This is a genomic window from Curtobacterium sp. MCPF17_003 (genome assembly GCF_003224385.1).
Taxonomy (GTDB): Bacteria; Actinomycetota; Actinomycetes; order Actinomycetales; family Microbacteriaceae; genus Curtobacterium; species Curtobacterium flaccumfaciens.
Window position 1 is genome coordinate 73090 of the sequence record NZ_QKLC01000014.1, and the last position, 18546, is coordinate 91635.

At 61.6% G+C, this 18546-nt stretch carries 20 protein-coding genes; 19 read left to right on the forward strand and 1 reads right to left on the reverse strand.

Features of this window, described 5'->3' with window-relative positions; genetic code table 11:
• The first annotated feature begins 1105 nt into the window (after positions 1-1105).
• The 14 genes from DEJ30_RS18675 (at position 1106) to DEJ30_RS17940 (ending at position 13162) form a co-directional block, all read left to right on the forward strand.
• Complete coding sequence (locus DEJ30_RS18675; protein ID WP_110862316.1) at positions 1106-1387, forward strand: HNH endonuclease; 282 nt, start codon at positions 1106-1108, stop codon at positions 1385-1387.
• An 84-nt stretch (positions 1388-1471) separates the two neighbouring features.
• Entirely contained in the window at positions 1472-1723 is a 252-nt protein-coding gene (locus DEJ30_RS17910; protein ID WP_146238598.1) for a hypothetical protein, read from the forward strand.
• Positions 1724-1725: 2 nt separating this feature from the next.
• Positions 1726-3138, forward strand: a complete 1413-nt coding sequence (locus tag DEJ30_RS13955) for a terminase large subunit domain-containing protein (RefSeq protein ID WP_181420145.1) — start codon at positions 1726-1728, stop codon at positions 3136-3138.
• Between the two features lie 62 nt (positions 3139-3200).
• Positions 3201-4373 (forward strand): phage portal protein, encoded by a 1173-nt coding sequence (locus DEJ30_RS13960; RefSeq protein WP_110862318.1) that lies wholly within the window; start codon positions 3201-3203, stop codon positions 4371-4373.
• Positions 4366-4545: a hypothetical protein gene (locus DEJ30_RS17915; RefSeq protein ID WP_146238599.1), complete on the forward strand. Its 180-nt coding sequence runs from the start codon at positions 4366-4368 to the stop codon at positions 4543-4545. The genes DEJ30_RS13960 and DEJ30_RS17915 overlap by 8 nt, the downstream gene beginning before the upstream one ends.
• Entirely contained in the window at positions 4538-6070 is a 1533-nt protein-coding gene (locus DEJ30_RS13965) for an HK97 family phage prohead protease (protein ID WP_110862319.1), read from the forward strand. The genes DEJ30_RS17915 and DEJ30_RS13965 overlap by 8 nt, the downstream gene beginning before the upstream one ends.
• A complete protein-coding gene (locus tag DEJ30_RS17920; RefSeq protein ID WP_146238600.1) occupies positions 6070-6375 on the forward strand; it encodes a hypothetical protein in 306 nt (101 codons plus the stop codon). The genes DEJ30_RS13965 and DEJ30_RS17920 overlap by 1 nt, the downstream gene beginning before the upstream one ends.
• Positions 6372-6755 (forward strand): hypothetical protein, encoded by a 384-nt coding sequence (locus DEJ30_RS17925; RefSeq protein ID WP_146238601.1) that lies wholly within the window; start codon positions 6372-6374, stop codon positions 6753-6755. Before DEJ30_RS17920 ends, DEJ30_RS17925 begins: the two co-directional genes overlap by 4 nt.
• Before the next feature lie 36 nt (positions 6756-6791).
• The gene (locus tag DEJ30_RS13970; RefSeq protein WP_110862320.1) at positions 6792-7193 is read left to right on the forward strand and encodes a hypothetical protein; all 402 of its coding nucleotides are present in this window, start codon (positions 6792-6794) and stop codon (positions 7191-7193) included.
• A gap of 2 nt (positions 7194-7195) precedes the next feature.
• On the forward strand, positions 7196-7606 hold the full coding sequence (locus tag DEJ30_RS17930; RefSeq protein ID WP_146238602.1) for an HK97 gp10 family phage protein: 411 nt from the start codon (positions 7196-7198) through the stop codon (positions 7604-7606).
• 25 nt (positions 7607-7631) lie between these two features.
• The gene (locus DEJ30_RS13975; RefSeq protein ID WP_110862321.1) at positions 7632-7895 is read left to right on the forward strand and encodes a hypothetical protein; all 264 of its coding nucleotides are present in this window, start codon (positions 7632-7634) and stop codon (positions 7893-7895) included.
• Positions 7896-8088: 193 nt separating this feature from the next.
• A complete protein-coding gene (locus tag DEJ30_RS13980) occupies positions 8089-10236 on the forward strand; it encodes a phage tail length tape measure family protein (protein ID WP_110862322.1) in 2148 nt (715 codons plus the stop codon).
• On the forward strand, positions 10233-12461 hold the full coding sequence (locus DEJ30_RS17935) for a hypothetical protein (RefSeq protein ID WP_146238603.1): 2229 nt from the start codon (positions 10233-10235) through the stop codon (positions 12459-12461). Before DEJ30_RS13980 ends, DEJ30_RS17935 begins: the two co-directional genes overlap by 4 nt.
• Positions 12462-12469: 8 nt before the next feature.
• Positions 12470-13162, forward strand: a complete 693-nt coding sequence (locus tag DEJ30_RS17940; RefSeq protein ID WP_146238604.1) for a hypothetical protein — start codon at positions 12470-12472, stop codon at positions 13160-13162.
• A 940-nt stretch (positions 13163-14102) separates the two neighbouring features.
• Here the strand turns inward: DEJ30_RS17940 and pnuC are convergent.
• The gene (gene pnuC, locus DEJ30_RS13995) at positions 14103-14771 is read right to left on the reverse strand and encodes a nicotinamide riboside transporter PnuC (RefSeq protein WP_110862325.1); all 669 of its coding nucleotides are present in this window, start codon (positions 14769-14771) and stop codon (positions 14103-14105) included.
• A 393-nt stretch (positions 14772-15164) separates the two neighbouring features.
• On the opposite strand from pnuC, the gene DEJ30_RS14000 reads away from it, so the two are divergent.
• The 5 genes from DEJ30_RS14000 to DEJ30_RS14020 are packed head-to-tail and all read left to right on the forward strand — an operon-like array spanning position 15165 to position 18433.
• Positions 15165-15719, forward strand: coding sequence for an alternate-type signal peptide domain-containing protein (locus DEJ30_RS14000; protein WP_110862326.1), 555 nt, complete (start codon positions 15165-15167; stop codon positions 15717-15719).
• Between the two features lie 45 nt (positions 15720-15764).
• Complete coding sequence (locus tag DEJ30_RS14005) at positions 15765-16343, forward strand: TasA family protein (protein WP_110862327.1); 579 nt, start codon at positions 15765-15767, stop codon at positions 16341-16343.
• Positions 16340-17236, forward strand: a complete 897-nt coding sequence (locus tag DEJ30_RS14010) for a hypothetical protein (protein ID WP_110862328.1) — start codon at positions 16340-16342, stop codon at positions 17234-17236. The genes DEJ30_RS14005 and DEJ30_RS14010 overlap by 4 nt, the downstream gene beginning before the upstream one ends.
• Positions 17233-18036: a signal peptidase I gene (locus DEJ30_RS14015; protein ID WP_258369962.1), complete on the forward strand. Its 804-nt coding sequence runs from the start codon at positions 17233-17235 to the stop codon at positions 18034-18036. The genes DEJ30_RS14010 and DEJ30_RS14015 overlap by 4 nt, the downstream gene beginning before the upstream one ends.
• Positions 18002-18433, forward strand: a complete 432-nt coding sequence (locus tag DEJ30_RS14020; RefSeq protein ID WP_110862330.1) for a hypothetical protein — start codon at positions 18002-18004, stop codon at positions 18431-18433. Before DEJ30_RS14015 ends, DEJ30_RS14020 begins: the two co-directional genes overlap by 35 nt.
• Positions 18434-18546 lie beyond the last annotated feature (113 nt).

Consider the following 18546-nt stretch of genomic DNA (forward strand, 5'->3'; position numbering starts at 1 on the left):
GAATGACCGAGAGAGGCTTTGACCAAACCTCTCACTTCATGTCCAATTGCGATCAGGCAGGCCTCAGCCGTGCGAGGCCAGAGCGTCGAGTCCTGGTCCTCATGCATATCGGTAAACCTTCTCCCATGTTATGAGGGCGTCCACGGGTCCAAGCAGGTACGCGTTGCCCTGCTCAAAGAGCCATCCACCTTGTACTGGCATATAGTCGGCCCACTTTGAGCCATCTCGGATAATGATTCGATTCTGGTGATCGAGCGTGATTGACATTTGTGCTCCGTTCGTTATTCCAATTGTCGGAGAGTCGCAGAGCAGCGATTTATCCTCAATCAGTTATAACGTCCGATTTGACGCGGTAATCAAAGGGTTGTCCACAGCAAAAAAGTGTTTGAAGCCTCAATCGCATCCGGAAATATAACTGATAATAGATATATGGACGTTGAAGAGCTTTGCCCCGGATGCGAGGTTAACCCTGCCCGGAATTCGGCGTCACGCCTTTGCGGGCCTTGCTATAAACGCGAATGGTACAAAAAGCACTATGTGCCGCACCCGAAAGCACCAGCCAGCGAAAGCACAAAGCCTATTTCGTACAACGGTGCGCATCTGAAACTCAAGCGCATTCGAGGACTCGCAAAAGCTCAGGTATGCGTGGATTGTGGAAAGCCCGCACTCGAATGGAGCTATAACGGCGATTCCGATTATGAGCAGGTTGCATCTGTGGAGATGACCACGGATGGCCACAAATACGAATCGATCATGAAATGGTCCCCATACATATGGGACTACAGCCCCCGGTGCCGCATGTGCCATCGAATCTATGACGGGAAGGCCCCCAATGACCAGCCGTAAGACACGCCTGGAAGCCCTCAGACGGGCTTTGAACAACATTCCGGATGACGGTATGACCGTCTTCGAATTGAAGGCTCTGAGCGCCATATGGCGCTTCACAGTGCGAGAGATTGAGAAGGAAGAGTCATGAGCGAGGAACTACGGGCACGCCTCCACCAGATCGTGGACGCAGCCTGTGACACGCACGGCCTCAGCGACCGCTACCGTGCGCAGGCCCACGCCGACATAGACGAGAAAGCACGGAGACAGGCAGAGAGCGATGAGCCAACACAGCAGTAAGGGCACTGAGTGGGAGGCATTGAAGCTCCGGGTATGGCAGAGGGATGACTACCGCTGTGTGTATTGCGGTGTCGATCTAGATGCAACTAACGGACCCAATGGTCGCACTGTAGATCACCTCCTAAGCAAAGCAAACGGAGGACTTGACACTATGGATAACTGTGTCAGTGCGTGTAGGTCCGACAACTCATCTAAGGGCGTCCGCGATCTAGTACGCCGCGCATGGGTCAACCCGAACTGGCTGACCAGAATTCCGGCCTGACCGGCGGGGGTCTTCTCTGACGGTCGGCCGTCGAGTCCCCGTCAAACTCAACTTTTTACTCGCAGAACCCAGAATGTTTCAACTATGACTGTCCGCAAGGCAACTCTCTCCGCCGCCACAGAGCGGTTCATTCGTGACGTTGAAACAGACCTTATTGACGCTGATCTTCCGGCAATTAGCCAGCTCCGCTTGCTCGCAGGGCAGATCGACACCGATCCATCCGTATCGAGTCTGCACGGACAATACGGCTTGACTTATAGGGACTTGGTGAAGCGTCTGGAGCTACGAAAGGCCCCTGCTACCACCGATCCGCTGGAAGCGTTGCTACAGACATGAGAATGACACCGGCGCTGTCCGGTGTCTTCCCGTCCGATATAGACCCGTACCTTCCAGCCCTCCGCTACGCGTGGATTCAAGCCACCGGACACGACTTCGACGCATGGCAAATAGACCTACTCCGCCGCGTCTTCGAGGTCTACCCGGACGGGCACCCGCTCGCCGGTGAACTGAGGTACCGCCAGGTCATCATTTCGATGGCGCGCCAGCAGGGAAAGACCGAGATTGCCGCTGCCATCGGTCTCTATGGCTTGCTGCGTGAGGGTGCAAGCGCGTATGTGGTCGGTATCGCCAGCAGCGCCGAGCAAGCGCGTTTGGTTTATGACCGAGCAGCGAATGTAGTGGCCTCCAACCCTGCCTTGAAGCGACGGTTTTCCAAGCTTACGGAGACCCGTGGACTCCGCACTATTGAGGGCGGCCGTTGGGAAGTGAAGGCCGCGAAGAGTGCCAGCCTTCAGGGCATCCCGACCTCAGTTGCGATCTGCGACGAGGTTCACCTTCTGAAGCCCGCGTTGTGGACGGACCTGCTGAACGGTCTCGGTGGACGCCGTAACGGGATTGTTGTTGGGATCACAACCGCCGGGGACGATTCCAGTGAGCTATTGAAGAGCCTCTACATCAATGCAGACAAGGCCATAGCCGGTGACCTGGACCGTTTCGGTGCGTTCATCTATGAGGCCTCAGCGGCCCGCATTCCGGACGATGACGCCGAGCTTGGGCGGCTGCTCATGGAGGCCGGTCCTGCCCTCGCAGAGGGGCACGCAGCGGGCAACCTCGCTGCCGTCATTGCGGACGTGCGGAGCATGCCTGCTGATGAGGCGATCCGGTACAGACTCAACCGATTCGTCTCCGGCTCATCCGGATTCATGGATTCCTCCCTTTGGGGGAAGGCCTCAACGGTCGAGCCGATGCCGACTGGCAAGGCCGTCATCGCAATTGACCGCACCACTGACTGGAGCAGTGCAACGGTCGCTGCCGCGTGGAAGGCCGAGGACGGCGCGGTATGGACCGAGTTGGTCGGCTCCACGCTCCGGCCGTCTCTGGATCAACTGGAGCGCATGGCCGTTGCCCTGTGGCAGACGGGGCGCGTGCAGACGTTCGTGCTGGACGCGTATGGCCTCAAGGAACTCGCCACCCGACTCCAGGACCGCGGATACCCCGTGCAGACACTTGGACAGGCTCAGCAGTACCAGGCACCGAGCACGCTCTACGCGCTCACCGCGCGCGGCAAGCTCCGTCATCCCGGGGACCCGCTGATGACCATGCAGCTCCCTCGCGCGGGAACGAAAGCCCAAGGGGAGGCCTACCGCATTGTGCGCGGCGCATCCGGCTCCGATATTGATGCAGTTATTGCAACAGTCGAAGCGGTCTACGTCGCCGAAACGCGTAAAGATATGGGGCTACAGATTAGCTAAACCCTCAAGTCACTATCCCGATTATCAATTACAATTGATATATCGAATACGACGGGATAGTAATGGGTGTTTGGAACGAACTCTGGAAGACGCGGGAAACGCGTTCTGACGTTCCGCCTGCCACCAACTCTGGTGACAACCGCCTTGCCCGCCGTGCGCCGTCACGCAGTGACGCTCCGCTCAGCGTAGAGCCGAACACAGCGCTAACGCTGTCCACCGTTTACGCCGCTGTAGGACTCATCGCGACCGGTGTGAAGCAGGCATCAATAGACGTGTACCGCAATAACGTTGCGGTCGCAGTCCCAGCGTGGGTCCGTCAGCCAAACGCCTCCCAGTCTCAGCGCGCCTTCAACGAGCTGACGGTTATCAGTCTTGCAACCCGCGGTAACGCCTACTGGAAAGTGGACCGCGACCAGGCGGGTCGGGTCCTCAACCTCTCGGTACTCGACCCACGGTCCGTGTCAATCCACACGGACCCAAAGACGGGCGCTGTCAGCGGGTACCTCGCAGGTACAGACATGCTCCGTCCCGACCAGGTGAAGCACCTCGCAGTCTTCCGCCGCCCGGGTGAGGCCTACGGTCTCGGACCGATTCAGGCAGGCGCACGAGACCTCCGCTCCGCTCTTGACACTCGCGATTTCGCCGGTGACGTATTCGGGCGCAGTGGAGTTCCAACCAAGGGGTACCTGAAGGCAGACCAGCAGCTATCACCCGAAAGCCGTTCGGAAGCCCGCAGTGCATGGACTGAAGCGGTATCAGACCCTGACGGAATCCCGGTCATGGGGCAGGGCATTGATTACAAGTCCGTAATGCTTTCTCCCAAAGAAGCGCAGTGGATTGAGTCTCAGCGATTCTCCACTACTCAGGTTGCACGCATTTTCCATATCCCCGCTTCCATGCTTCTCGCTGACGTTGAGGGCACAAGCCAGACCTATCAGAACATCTCCCAGGCGTGGGTTGAGTTTCAAAAGTTTGGAATGGCCCCGTACGTCCTCGAAATAGAAGACGCCCTGTCGAGCCTTCTGCCTGGTGTTGGTGTCGTCCGGTTCAATTTCGAAGCCCTTCTCCGCGCGGATACACAGACACGCTATGCCACCTACGCAATGGCGACATGGATGACCAAGAACGAAATCCGCGCCATCGAGGGCCTACCACCGGTTGATGGCGGGGACACGCTCTCCGCTCCGGTAGCTCAACCGCCGGCCCCTGCCGAGGACGGTGAGGCCGATGGCTGAAAACGTCTCAAATCAGATCGAGACCAGCCCTGATCTGACCATCGATCAGACCAACGCCCAAAAGGCGATTATCACCAGCCCGGAACCGGTCCTCCAGACCGCATCCGTCCCGTACCCACAGAACCCGACCGGCCCCGTCGAGGACCCGGAAGCCGAGGAACCTAATGAGTGAGATTCAAACCAGAGCCGTTGAGCTCCGCGCAGATACCGAGACAGGAATTGTCGAGGGCATCGCAGTGCCGTACGGCCAGCGCACCAGTATTGGTGGCGATTTCACTGAAATGGTTGAGCGCGGTGCTTTCGAAGGTTCCGAAGGCGTGAAGCTTTTCTGGTCCCACTCGGAGATTATCGGACGCGTCACAGACATTGAGGATCGCGAGGAAGGCCTTTATATCAAGGCGCGCATCTCCGACACGGCGCAAGGCCGTGACGTCCTCACCCTCCTACGTGACAACGCCGTAGACAAGTTTTCCATTGGATTCATTCCAGTGGAGTCCCGAACAGACGATGACGGCACGGTTGTTCGCACCCGTGCGGAGCTAAAGGAAGTCTCTGTCGTCCCGTTCCCAGCGTACGCGAACGCGAACGTTGCCCAGGTCCGCGAGGCCATAAACACTATTAAGGAAACTCCAATGGCAGATCAGCCAAACAACGCGGACCTCACTGAGGTACGCGAGTCAGTAGAGAACATCGAGCGCCGCCTCGACGTTCTCGCCTCCCGACCAGCCGAGCAGGTAGCGCCTGCCGTAGATACCCGCTCCGCTGGGGAAATCGTCAAGGCGATCGCATCCGGCGACCAGGACACCATTGACACGGTGAACCGCGCTTACACAGGCGCTCAGCTTTCGGACTCGGTTGTCCGTCCGCAGTTCATTGGTGACCTCACCCGCCTCGTTTACAACGCCTCCCCGCTGCGTGGAATCTTCTCGACCGGCACACTCCCTCCCGAGGGCATGAGACTCGAATACTCCAAGCTAAAGAGCAACAGCGTTCAGGTTGCAACTCAGGCCAATGAGGGCGACAACCTTGTATTCGGAAAGGTCGCATTCGACCAGGAATACGCCGACGTAAAGACTTTCGGTGGCTACACCGAGCTGTCACGTCAGGTCATCGAGCGCAGCTCTATCAACCACCTGAACCACACTCTCACTGCTCAGGCCAACTCCGCCGCCGCCTACTTGGACGCCAACTTCCGCGCCGAGTACACCGCAGAGGTTGCCGCACAGACCACAGCTGGCAACACCGTTGTTCTCGACGTGACCAGCACGGACTATACGAAGTGGCTTGACGGCATCATTGACGCCGCTGGTTTGTACCAGCAGAACGGTCGCACCCTCGACGCTCTCGTTGTGGACCGCGCCGGATTCAAGGCAGTATCTCACCTCGTTGGTGCAGACGGTCGCCCGCTCTTCTCCCTCAACGGTGGAGGCCAGGCCGTCAACACAATCGGAACGTTGAACCTCACGGGGATCACCGGCCAGATTGCAGGCGTTACCGTCGTGCTTGATCCACTCCTAACCGGGAACGTTGCATTCGTGAACGCTGCCGCACTCCGTGAGTACCGCAGCCCGCTCGTGCAGCTTCAGGACGACAACATCATCAACTTGACTCGCGACTTCTCCGTATACGGGTATGTCGCTGTTGCTCACGAAGAGCCAGGTTCGATCGTTCCTGTTAAGAAGACAGCATCTGCGTAATGGTTACCCTTGACGATTTCCGCGCCTACATCGGTGACGCCCGCGGCGACGATGCTCCACTAGAGCGTGCCCTTTCAACGGGCATTGCTCTAGTTGACCGCGCCATTTCCGGTGTCACCAATATCCCGGATGCCGTCACCGACCAGGCGTACCTGATTGCAGCATCCGAGATACACGCTCGGCAATCTGCCCCGCAGGGGGTCTCGCAATTCGCCTCACCGGATGGTGCACCCATCAGGCTCGCGAGAGACCCCCTGACCCCGGTGTACCCGATCATCGCGCCGTATGTCGGGTGGTTCGCATGAGCCTTGATCTTGCTGCCGAACGCGAATACATCGCAGACATTCTCGACGGATTGAATTTGGCCACAAGCTACACATTCATTCCGGCCCGGCTAACTGTCCCCGGATTCATCGTAGTTCCGGATGCGCCTTACCTCACAAGCGGGGGCACCTTCGGGACCGCCGTTCTCCACCTTCGCGTCACCTACGTTTCGTCTCCCGGCTCAAATGAACAAGAACAGGCCGACGTGGACAACGCAATCAGCCATGCAGCAAACGCCTTTCTAGCGGACGACGGGCGCATATCAATTGATGGCGCATCCAGTCCCTATGGAATCGCGACGGGCAGCGGCCAGACCTACCTTGCAGCTGACCTTCAAATCAGCTTCACAATCAATCTCTAAGGAAGACTAATAATGCCTACCGCAACATCGAAGCGTATGAGTGGAACGACCCTCAGCTTCCTCCTCGGCACGACCGAATATAAGGCCGACGCCACAAACGTCACTCTCACTTGGGATGACGCCGACTCCGGCACCGTCACTTTTGCCGATGCTGAGGCAGGCGGCAAATTCCAGGCAACCCTTTCGGGTACCGCTATCCAGAGCACCACGGCAACGTCTTTCTGGACGTACGCGTGGCTCAACGTTGGAACCACCGTCGCATTCAAGCTCGCCCCTAATGGCAACACCACAGCATCGGCGGACGCGCCTATCTTCTCCGGAAACGTGAAGATCGGCAAGCGACCTGACCTCGGTGGTGACGCACAGATCAGCGGAGATGACTGGACGTTCGATTTCGAGTGGACCGTCATTGGTGACGTTACGAGAGCCGTTTCGTAGTCATGCCTCAGGACGTCATTGAGTTCGGCAACGGTGATAGCCGTGTCCGAATCGAAGGTCTGAATAAGACCATCAGGGGTCTCCGCAAAGCCGGTGCTGATTCGCAGGACATGAAAGACCTCATGCACGCGATCGGAGAGGTTGTTGTGGGGGCGGCTCAGGGTGGCGTTCCCAAGGAGACAGGAAAGCTCAGCGACACCATTCGCGCGGGCCGCGGCGCTACAAAGGCCGTGGTTCGTGCGGGTGGCGCTCGCGCCCCCTATGCGGGCGTCCAGAATTACGGATGGCCTTCCCGAAACATTCGAGGGACCAACTATCTGACGGATGCTGCAAACCGCAACCAAAGCACCGCTGTGGACATGCTTCAGCAGGGCCTAGAAGAAATCGTCCGGCGTAATGACCTCGCCGGTTAACAACACGTAGAACGGAACACTACTCATGGCAAGTCTGGATGACTTCACTATCCGCGAACTCAACTTCATTGAAAACACTATCGGTGCTTCCATCGGCTCTGTCGCTGGCAGCGAGGACCGCCCGCAGGGCATGTTCCTTGCTGCAATGGCGACGGTCTACAAGAAGCGCGAAGACCCCAGCTTCACACTTGAAGATGCGTTGGACCTAAAGGTCTCTGAATTGAACGAATTGCTCCCGCAGTCTGAGGATGAAGACGCGGGGGAAGAACCCGGCGTGAAGGCCAGCTAAAGGATATGGCGACCTTTGTTGTCGCCCTTGGATTCACGCCAGAACAATATTACCGCCTGACGGTCGCAGAACGGAACGCGATCATCCACGAAACCAACAGGCGAAATAAACAGCGAAAGCACTAGACCGCCAGTGGGCGGGGGTTTGTTCCGTTACTCCGCCTACTGGTGTCATATTACCGGAGAAGCATCAAATGGCAGGATCGTCAATTGTCGTCTCGGTCCTTGCCGAAACGTCGAAGTTTAAAAGTGGAATGGACGGCGCAGCGGGGTCCGCTGACAAGTTTGGTGCGCGCTTCGGGAAGGTCGCCCTTGCTGGTGCCGCAGCTGTGGGGGCGATCACTGTCGGCGTCGGTGCCTTCATCAGGTCCTCAATTGACGCTGCGGCAGAGAGCGAGAAGGTCGCCGCCCAGACTGCCGCCGTTGTGAAGAGCACGGGCGGTGCTGCCGATAGAAGCGCAGACCAAATCGGTGACCTAGCTCTAAAGCTCTCCAACCTCACCGGAATTGACGATGAGGTTATCCAGAGCGCCGAGAATATGGTTGCGACGTTCACCAACATCAAAGGTAAGCAATTTGATGACGTGACCAAGAGCGCCCTTGATATGGCTACCGCTCTCGGTACCGATCCGGTCAAGGCCGCGCAGTCGCTTGCCAAAGCCGTCAATGACCCGGTTGCCGGTATGTCCAAGCTTACAAAGCAGGGCGTCACGTTCTCGGAGCAGCAGAAGGCTCAGATCAAGCAGTACGCCGAGATGGGTGAGACGGGCAAGGCCCAAGCCGTCATCCTTGCGGAGGTCAACAAGGAATTCGGCGGATCAGCCGAGGCCTTCGGTAACACCTTCGCCGGAATTAAGGAAAAGATCGCTAACGCCTTCGGCAACATGCAAGAGACTATCGGCGGAGCATTCCTACCGGTTCTCTCGCAGGTCGGCGGCGGTATTGCTGTCTTCCTCCAGAAGCTTGGCGAATCCGAGAAGTTTGTTGGAATCGTCCAAGGCATCGCGGATGCTATCTCGACCACGCTCTCCGGAGGCGGACCGCTCGGTGTAGCCATTGACTTCATTTCTGGTGCGTTCCAAACGTTTGGCCCGATTATCTCGCAGGCCTTCGGTCCGCTCTTGCCGGTCATTCAGCAGATTGGCGCAGCCTTCCTAACCATTGCTCCGAGCGTTTCCCCGTTCGGGATCGTGCTTCAGTCCCTGGTACCGGTCCTGCCACAGCTCGTGTCCCTGATCGGTCAGCTTGCCGGTACCGCGCTCACAACGCTCAGCACGGTTATGACTGCCCTTGCACCGGTCCTCACCACGGTCGCGAACATCCTCATTCAACTTCTGTCTCAGGTGTTCGTCGCGCTCATGCCGATTGCGGTGCAGCTCGTGACGGTGCTCAGCTCTGCCCTTTCAGCCATCGCACCGGTCTTCGCTCAGCTCATCGCAGCAATCGCGCCGCTCATTTCGCAGATTGCTGGTCTACTCATCCCGATCATCAGCGCATTGCTGCCCGTTGTGACCACGGTTTTCAAGGCGATCGTGCCAATCATCTCCGCTGCAATGAAGATCGTGCAGGGAATTATTCAGGTCGTGACAGGCATCATCACCGGAAACTGGAAGCAAGTGTGGTCCGGAATCCAGAACATCGTTTCTGGTGTCTGGGGCGTCATCAAGGGCGTCATCGTTGGCGCGATCAGCATTGTCAAGTCGGTCATTACGGCGGGCCTCAACCTAGTTCGCGGAATTTTCTCCAGCGTCTGGGGCGCAATCTCCGGCGTTGTCACTGGAGCGGTCAACGGCATCGTCGGGCAGGCCCGCCAGCTCGCATCCGGCATCGGAGACGGCGTTGCTAAGGCCGTCAACTTTGTGACCGGCCTCCAGGACAAGATCACGTCCGCCCTCGGTGCTGCCGGTCAGTGGCTTGTGGACGCTGGTGGGCGCGTGATCGATGGATTCGTCCGCGGTATCACCAACGGCATGGGTGCCATTGCCTCCATCGCATCGAGCATCGGCAACAAGCTGATGAGTTCCGTTAAGGGCATCCTCGGTATTCACTCTCCCTCCCGCGAAATGGCCAAGCTTGGAAAGTTCTCGATTCAGGGATTCGCTAACGGCCTCTCAAAGCTGAAGCCGGTCGAGCGAGCAATGACCGCGCTCGGGAAGACAGTGCTGTCCGGCACTCCGGAACTAGCCTCCGCTGACGGTCTCGCAGGATACGCGGGCGGTCGTCAGGTCGTCATCAACACTTATCACGTCAACGCTCAGATGCTAGAGCCAACCCCTGAGGCAGGCCGCGTCATCCACAAGAGCCTTGACGACTTCAACCGAAGAAACGGGGTCCGCTCATGATTGAACGCCCAGTCACAAACTTCCTGACCTTCCAGGTCTGGGATCAGCTCACCGGCAATTGGCGCAACCTTGCTCCGTTCGCCACGAAGGTTGATATCACCCGCGGCGGTTCACAGAACGGCGCATCTACCGCTATGGAAGTCGGCAGCCTAACGGCAACGCTTTACGGTGCGCTGGACCTTGCGAACGAGACTGCGTTGAAGCCGAACAGCCCAATCCGTGTTGTTCGCAAGGCGCAGTCAAGCAAGGTTCTGTGGAACCTTCTGGGTACTTCCGTGGGAACTACAGCTATCGCAGCGCCGCAGTATATTGACCTCCATCAAGGTCTCAGTGCGTCCTCCGCTGGTGTCAAGGTCTGGTGGGAAAACCTCGGTGCGGGCGCTGACATTGGCGTGCAGGAAGGTGCTCCATTCGCACGCACGGAGCCGTACCAGACCACAACCAACGTGCGCCCGGATGCGTTTATCCCGGGCGAAACGTACACCGTCACAGCCACAGCGGCGGACGTAGCGTCGGAAAGCGTATGGAGTGTTCCGACCGCTTTGGTGGTCTACACGGGCACCGGTTGGGACACAAGAACAATCGCACTCGGTGCGCCACGTCCAGTGTCGGCTACGCAGACCGCATACCCGCCCGTCACGTTCACCGTGCCCGCCGATCAGCCCTGGCGCGTCGGTGTCCGCGCCCTTCAGTATGCGAACGCCTACGGACAGCCAGCGGGCACTAAGGCGCAATCCATGCTTTTCACAAAGTGGAACGTCAGCACCGTATCCGCGGAAAAGCCGGAGTTTACCGGCACGATCAATGATCTATCCCAGACCGTCGATTACGACAAGGCTGCCGGAACTAAGAACATCTATACCACCATCAGCGCGACAGACGCGGTGCAGAGTCTTGCGAACACGGACCGCAACGGCGTCGTGTCCCGCTCGGGTGCAGGTTTCCAAGACTTCGCCGGTCGGATTGACCAGCTTGCTTCCAGTGCTTTGGTTCCGATCAACTACGCCCCGAACATGGACACTACCGTCTACACCTGGCCCGGCGCGTCCGATCAGTCTTGGACGGGTTATTCATCAACTGGGGTTGTTGCATCACGAACGTTCGTTGCTGGCCCCGGGGTTAAGTATCGCTGGACCACCACAAACGCGAGCGTCGGGACATTTCCGACCACCGTTGCACGTCTCTTCACAGACCTCAACCTGAACGCCACTTATACCGTGACCATGAACGTAACTCTAGAAGAGGCCGCAAACGTCACGCTGGGGATGTTCCAACTTCGCTACGCCGAGGGAGCGAACTACCAGTACTCAGAACCGGTGTCCGTGAGCCAGGTTGGGGAGAGCATGGTGCTGTCCCTGACTTTCAAGGTGAACAGTTCTAAGAGTGTTATTCAGTTCCAGCAGGTCGCAGGCGCTAATACCACCTACGCAGCAGGCGGCGGCACATTGGCGCTGACCATGCGCGGAATGCAGGTAACCCGCATCTCGGACCCCAAGGGCTACCAGCTCTCGGATATCGCTTTGCAGTCGAACCTCGCAAACCATCTCGACGTGGCCTGTAACACGGTCGGTGCGCGCTGGTGGGTCAACAAAAACGGTGAGGTTATCGTCAGTCGTCAGTTCTTGAACAGCGGTTCACACCTGAGCGTAGGAGATACCGCGACTTCCGATATCTCCTACACGGACGTATTCCTAGGTTTCGACACTAAAAATGTAGTTAACACGCTTGCCGTCAACAATCACGGGCGTGACGTGGCCACCGGCAATACGGCCGACGTGTCTAGCACCATCACGGCGGATTCATCAATCCGCAGGTGGGGCGCGCACGCATCGTCGGTGGACATGTCCATGTACTCGGAGGGCGCGTACGGGTCTAACCTCAGCCGTCGTGCCCAAGACCTCATGAGTTCCTTGTCCCGCCCGAAATACGTGGTCAGCCGTTTCACGATCAATGTGCAATCACGTCCTGACGTTCTCGAATGGCTTGAGCTACGTGCGCCAATTCGAGTTCGGTACGGCGGCATCGATCAGACCTGCCGCATCCTGTCGCTCACGCACTCGATTGACCCCAACCGTTGGGAAATCACTGTCGAGGTCAACGAAATCGTTTCTGGGGCCACCTTCTCGGACTTCACCCGGAAGTACCCGGTCCTCAGCTTCAACCAATTCAACACGCAGCACGCGGGCCAGAAGTTCCGCGACTTTAACGCTAACCCGCTCGCTTAGGAAAGAATATGACTAGCTACACTTCCCCTGACGGTATCCCGCTACCAGACGGCACAGATGACATAACCCCGCTTGACGAATGGCTGGAAGATCAGGCCATCGCAACGCAGGCCGCTCTATTGCGCCCGGGCGCTGTTGCAAGCTCCGCAGCGCGTGACGCCGCTATCCCTGCCCCGATGCCCGGTCAGCGGGTGTGGCGCACTGACCTGTCCCGCGAAGAGATGTACCTGACAGCCGCGTCCGGCGCAGTCGCGTCGGGGTGGTATCCGACCGCGGGAATCATCCCGGCTGCCACTCTCTTTCGTGGCGCGTCTTACAGCTACACCACGGGTGCGGGTTGGGGTGTGCCATGGGACTCCGTGAAGAGCAACGTGGGCAACTGCCTAACCCCGAACGTCGCGAACACAGCACACACCATGAACCAGGCGGGCCGCTACCGCGTCACGATCCAAGCCCTCCAAGGCGGTACCGCGACCTACTACAACATCCGCCTGTTGCTTAACGGCACCGCCTACGCGACCGGTCCAAGCACCGGTACCGGCGCTACCAGTTCTGTGGCGCTGACAGTGGACGTGGTGGTCACAGCTGGGACAACGCTGTCGGTGCTCTTCCACTCGGGTGTCAACGTCACGAACGTTCCCGCGGTGAATGACGGCGGGCAGGCCACGTTCATGAACGTGCAGTATCTAGGACCGGCGTAATCAGCTATCGTCAGTCTCGGTCCCATGACCATGCCCCGGGTGCCATCAACGGTTGAATCAGCCCGGGGCATTCTCATGCTTCCGGGGTGTCGGGGGCCGGTCGTACCTTTGCCCCATGTTCGAGACACAGTGCAAGAGTTGCGACCTCACCGTCACGCCCGTTTCCAATCCGGATCACGGTAAGCGCTTGGCAGCGCCAAAGATGATCGGCACATGCGCCAACGGCCACCGACACGGGTACAGCCCCGACCAGTCAGACCCGCCCCGGCTGACGCAAGGCTGGTGACACGAGCGACGCCCCCGACCGTCAGGCCGGGGGCGTCGTCGTTCAGTCCGGCCTGCTACCAGAGCAGTCCGATCCGATCCGCCCACTCGAACGCTTCGTACATGAGCGCTCCGAGCTTGGTAGAGGCGATGAGCGTCATGAGCATGTTGCTCAGGACTCCCGTGACACTCCGGACGGTAAACGCCGCGTGAGTGACATTTGTCGTCTGAGTGGTACCGTAGTGCCACGGACTCGTACGCGGGTTCCGAGGGGTTGCAGGCATAGCTGTGCTCCGATCCGCCAGGGCGACGGCCCAACTTTCCACGGCTTGACCGCCGACCTGGCTACTGTGCAGCGCCCCGGCCCGAGTGGTCGGGGCTGCTTGCGTTACAGAGCCTACCGCGCGGCCCCCACAGTTCGGGGGCCTCTGTGGAGAAAGAGTTACATCCATGTAGTTCTCCACACCCTGTGGACAACCGACCGACACGCCCGGACCCCCGATTTTCCGCGGATCCATGGGGGGTCACTAACACTTGTCCACACCCTGTGAGTCTGTTCTCCCCACAGTGTGGATATCACCGCTTGGGCGTGTCGCGGCACACCGCTCTGACCAGGGCTTTGTGTGTTTGTGTGCTAGATGGCAGTTCGCGGTGTGGTATCAACACCGCACGTTGCCTACGCGCCGACCGTCTCAACGTGCGGGATTCGTACACGCCTTTGACGGTTCCACACGAAGAACCCGGTCAGGGTGAAGACGCCGTAGAAGACGTACATCAGCCCGGAGGCGTAGTACCCAGCGGAGAACAGCAGCGGCACGCCGACCAGGTCGACCGCCACCCAGATGAGCCAGAACTCGACCCACCCCTTCGCCATGCCGTAGGTGGCGAGCAGCGAGCCGACGAAGATCCACGCGTCGCTCCACACCGGCTCGTACGACCCGAGCGCCCGGAACACGGGGGTCAGCAGGGCGGTGCCGCCGATCATCCCGACGACGAGCAGCAGACGGGTCCGCCAGGAGGCCCAGCGCGGGTCGATCACGGTCGTCGCGTCCTCGGGGCGGTGCGTCCACCGGTACCAGCCGTAGATGCTCACGATGATGAACATGACCTGGCGGCCGGCCTGCCCGAGCAGGTTGACGGGGTTCGGGGTGTCGAAGAGCGCCCCCATGAAGACGGTGAAGAGCAGGGCGTTGCCGACCAGCCCGACGGGCCAGGCCCAGACCTTCCGACGCATGCCGCCCAACGCGCTGAGCAGCCCGAAGACGTTGCCGATCACCTCGCGCCAGAGCACCGTCTGGTCACCGATGACGATCTGCGCGTCGAACAACCAGCGCACGATGTCCATGGGCCCTCCTCGTTTCCGGACGGTGCAACGACGCCGTGCCTACCGGCATTCCTTCTGTGATCGCTCTGCGCACGCAAAGCGCACGCTCAGAATATCGGGGTACAAAACGTGTCCTCCTTGTCGGGGACCAAAATGACCCCCGTTCTGGGTTCACGTGAACGATCGTTCTCACTTGTCCGCACTTTGGGGGACAGGTAACGTCGACACCAGAGCGAGTCCAGCCCGCCCGAGCAGCAGCACATGCGCTCCGGGGCCCGGCGACCGCTCTCGGCACCGGTCAGCCGCGACCCCCTCCAACCACTGGGTCGATGACAACCTCCCCACCGGACACGACGCCCGAATGTCCCCGGTGGGCTTCAGCGTGCCCCGAGCACGCAGGAACGGATCCTCCCCATGCACAAGATCGTCACCGGTGCCATCGCCGGCGCAGCAGGCGTCGCACTCCTCCTCGGCGGTGCGGGCACGTTCGCCCTCTGGAACGCCAGCGCCTCGAGCGCCGCGTCCGCCGTGAGCGCCGGCACCCTGACGCTGAGCGCCAACAACGACGGCGCCTGGACGGACATCACGAACGGTCGTTCCACCGCGATCGACCCGACGAAGGCCCTGATGGTCCCGGGCAACACGTTCCAGTTCACGCAGACGCTGAACATCGGCGCGACCGGACAGGACCTCAAGGCGAACCTGACCTACGCCAACCAGAGCATCACCGGTGACGCCGCGCTGCTCGCCGCCACGACGAAGACGCTGGCCGTCACCTCGACGAGCGCCTCGGTGGTGCAGTCCTCGTCGAACGCGAACACCTTCGTGGTCTCGCCGTCCTCGTCCACGTCGACCGTCAAGGTCGTCTTCACGGTGACGCTCCCCGCGTCGGCGACCACCGGTCAGGGCGGCTCGATCAACCTCAGCGCGCTGGCCTTCACGCTCACCCAGACCGCGATCGGTTCCTGATCCACCGATCGCACCCCACCGACCACGACGACCAGGAGCAGGCACATGACCGCCACACCGCGGACGACGGGACGCCACCGCGCAGCCCGACGGCACCGCTGGGTCTGGCCGGTCGCGCTCGCCCTGGTCGTCGCGGTCGGAACAGCGCTCCTCGGCACCGGCGGCACGTACGCGCTCTGGAACGGGACCGCCAGCACGGCGGCCACCACGGTGCGCTCCGCCACGGCGACCGTCAGCGTCAGCAGCACCACGGCGATGAACACCGCGGTCCTCGGGCCGGGCACGAGCACCACCGGCACCTTCACGGTGCGGAACACCGGGTCGGTCCCCCTGTCGGTGCGCGTCACGACGACGGCCTCGAAGTCGTCCGTCGCGGCGGCGACCGGTGAACTGACGCTCCACCTCGCGATGGTGTCGTCGGCCGCGAAGTGCGCACCAGGACTCACCGGCACGAGCGGTCGGCTGGCCACCTTCGACACCGGCACCGGGTCCCTCACCCTGCCGGCCGGGGTCAGCGGGATCGCGTGCCTCGAGATGGGCCTCGACGCCGACGCCCCGCAGACCGTCGCCGGTGCCACCACCGACTTCACCCTCACCGTCACCGGAACGCAGGTCTCCGCATGAACCGCCGCCTCCGACTCCTCGTCACCGTGCTGCTCACCGCCGTGTTCGTCGGTGGCACCTCGAGCGCCGCGTGGGCACTGTGGAGCGCGTCGGGCACCACCGCGGCGAGCACCACCGTCGGCACGGTCACGGCGTCGATCAGCGGCACGAGCGCCCTCACCACGGCGTTCTCGTCGAGCGTCACCTCGACGACGAAGCCGATCACCCTGACCGACTCGGGCACCCTCGCCGGCACCGCCACCACCACGGTCTCCGTCGTGTCCGGCAGCTCGACCGCACTCGCCAAGGCCGTCACCGTCGTCGCCTGGCCGGTCGCCTCGACCGCGGGCTGCACCACGAGCACGGCCGTGGGCTCCGGGTCCGTCACCGGCACCTGGGCGTCGCTGCCGAGCATGAGCGCGAAGCTCGCCGCCGGTGCCTCCGCCGTCTGGTGCACGCGCAGTACCCTGCAGTCGTCGGCCCCGGCTGCCTCGACCGCCAAGGTGAACGTCAACCTCACCGTCACGAGCGGCACCTGGACCTCGGGCGTCGTGGCGGGCGGCTTCACCCTGACCACCCCGGCTGCGGTCGTCGACACGACCCCCGCGCTGGTCTGCACCGACCACGGCGGTTGGTACGTCGAGATCCGGTGGGACGCCGCGAACCGCCCGATGGACACCTGGTACGGGGCCTTCGTCGGCTCGACCCCGGTCGGACAGAAGGCACAGGACTACTCCGCGTTCATCACCATCGCACCGACGGACGTCCCCGCGAGCGCCGGCACCTCCGGCACGTTGACCGTCACCGTCAAGGTGCTCGACAGCGCCGGCAACCCCACGAGCACCGTCGCGGGCACCGGCAAGGTCACGCTCTTCACGCAGGACAACGGGGCGGCGATCCGATGCGGCGCATGAGCACCCCCACCCCCCGCACCGGCTGGCGCGCCGTCGTCCACGCCGTCGTGCTCGGCCTCAGCACCGGGCTCCTGCTGCTCGTCGCTGCCCTGGCGGTCGTGCTGATCGTCGTGCCGAAGGCCACGGGCTCGATGCCGCTCACCGTCCTGACGCAGTCGATGGAGCCGACCCTGCCCCCGGGGACCCTGCTCGTGGTCCGTCCGACCCCGATCGACGACATCCGGGTCGGCGACGTCGTCACCTACCAGATCGTGTCCGGCCAGCCCGCGGTCGTCAGCCACCGCGTGGTCTCGGTGTCGTCGTCGTCGGACGGCGAGCGGACTCTCGTGCTCAAGGGCGACAACAACGCCGAGGCCGACCCGGCACCGGTCACCGCCGTGCAGGTCCGTGGCGTGGTCTGGTACTCCGTGCCGGAGATCGGCATCGTCAACCAGATCGTCAACGGGTCGCGGAGCTGGCTCGTCCCCGCGGTCGCCGGCGTGCTCCTGACCTACGGGGCGGTCATGATGACCGCGGGCTTCGTGAGCGCCGCACGCCGTCGCCGCGACGGCACCAACCGCGCCGACACCCGCCGCGTCGGCACCAGCCACGGACGACGCAGCGCAGCGCACCACGTCGAACGGACCACCACCGAGACGACGACCACCACCCGGTCTAGGCTCGGTGGACGTGACGGACGGAGTGCAGCGGGCGCGGGAGCTCCTCGACGCAGCGGCCCGACGGCTCCGCGCCGCGGACGTCCCGGACGAAGCACTCGGCGAGTACGTGCAGCCGAAGGCCGTCCTCGGGATCCGTCGTGACCCGACGATGCGGCCCCTCGGTCGGGTGTGGCGGGTCGGGGCACTCCTGATCGGGTCGTCCCCCGAGACCGCCGGCCGCGTCTGGGCCACCGGGTCGATCACCCGCGTCACCGAACCCGGTCGGTCGCAGTACCAGTCGGTCTCGGCCGAGGTCCGTCGCGCCTACCGAGCCGCCGCCGCGAAGGGGCACTTCAGCGCCGGTGACACGGTGAACCACGGCGCCGCCCCGATCCCCGTCGACGACTCCCTGCTCGACGCCGAGGGCGTGCTCGTCGTCATCGACGACGTGCCGTCGGTCCGGTGGTCCCCGACGGCCGGCGCCGCCGTCCCCCTCGCCGACTACCTGGACGACCGCGTCGGGCTGCTCGTCGATCCCCCGCGGGGCGCGACCGACTGACGCGGCACCGGGCACGGGCCCTGAGCCGGCCGACCCCACACGGCACACGGTCCACCGGACGCGATCCGGGCCTCCAGGCCGACCGGACCGACCACGCGCCTGTCGCGACGTCA

Coding starts and splice junctions, on each gene's coding strand:
- DEJ30_RS18675 (WP_110862316.1), top strand. CDS start 1,106: ATGAGCCAACACAGCAGTAAGGGCACTGAGTGGGAGGCATTGAAGCTC.
- DEJ30_RS17910 (WP_146238598.1), top strand. CDS start 1,472: ATGACTGTCCGCAAGGCAACTCTCTCCGCCGCCACAGAGCGGTTCATT.
- DEJ30_RS13955 (WP_181420145.1), top strand. CDS start 1,726: ATGACACCGGCGCTGTCCGGTGTCTTCCCGTCCGATATAGACCCGTAC.
- DEJ30_RS13960 (WP_110862318.1), top strand. CDS start 3,201: ATGGGTGTTTGGAACGAACTCTGGAAGACGCGGGAAACGCGTTCTGAC.
- DEJ30_RS17915 (WP_146238599.1), top strand. CDS start 4,366: ATGGCTGAAAACGTCTCAAATCAGATCGAGACCAGCCCTGATCTGACC.
- DEJ30_RS13965 (WP_110862319.1), top strand. CDS start 4,538: ATGAGTGAGATTCAAACCAGAGCCGTTGAGCTCCGCGCAGATACCGAG.
- DEJ30_RS17920 (WP_146238600.1), top strand. CDS start 6,070: ATGGTTACCCTTGACGATTTCCGCGCCTACATCGGTGACGCCCGCGGC.
- DEJ30_RS17925 (WP_146238601.1), top strand. CDS start 6,372: ATGAGCCTTGATCTTGCTGCCGAACGCGAATACATCGCAGACATTCTC.
- DEJ30_RS13970 (WP_110862320.1), top strand. CDS start 6,792: ATGAGTGGAACGACCCTCAGCTTCCTCCTCGGCACGACCGAATATAAG.
- DEJ30_RS17930 (WP_146238602.1), top strand. CDS start 7,196: ATGCCTCAGGACGTCATTGAGTTCGGCAACGGTGATAGCCGTGTCCGA.
- DEJ30_RS13975 (WP_110862321.1), top strand. CDS start 7,632: ATGGCAAGTCTGGATGACTTCACTATCCGCGAACTCAACTTCATTGAA.
- DEJ30_RS13980 (WP_110862322.1), top strand. CDS start 8,089: ATGGCAGGATCGTCAATTGTCGTCTCGGTCCTTGCCGAAACGTCGAAG.
- DEJ30_RS17935 (WP_146238603.1), top strand. CDS start 10,233: ATGATTGAACGCCCAGTCACAAACTTCCTGACCTTCCAGGTCTGGGAT.
- DEJ30_RS17940 (WP_146238604.1), top strand. CDS start 12,470: ATGACTAGCTACACTTCCCCTGACGGTATCCCGCTACCAGACGGCACA.
- pnuC (WP_110862325.1), bottom strand. CDS start 14,771: ATGGACATCGTGCGCTGGTTGTTCGACGCGCAGATCGTCATCGGTGAC.
- DEJ30_RS14000 (WP_110862326.1), top strand. CDS start 15,165: ATGCACAAGATCGTCACCGGTGCCATCGCCGGCGCAGCAGGCGTCGCA.
- DEJ30_RS14005 (WP_110862327.1), top strand. CDS start 15,765: ATGACCGCCACACCGCGGACGACGGGACGCCACCGCGCAGCCCGACGG.
- DEJ30_RS14010 (WP_110862328.1), top strand. CDS start 16,340: ATGAACCGCCGCCTCCGACTCCTCGTCACCGTGCTGCTCACCGCCGTG.
- DEJ30_RS14015 (WP_258369962.1), top strand. CDS start 17,233: ATGAGCACCCCCACCCCCCGCACCGGCTGGCGCGCCGTCGTCCACGCC.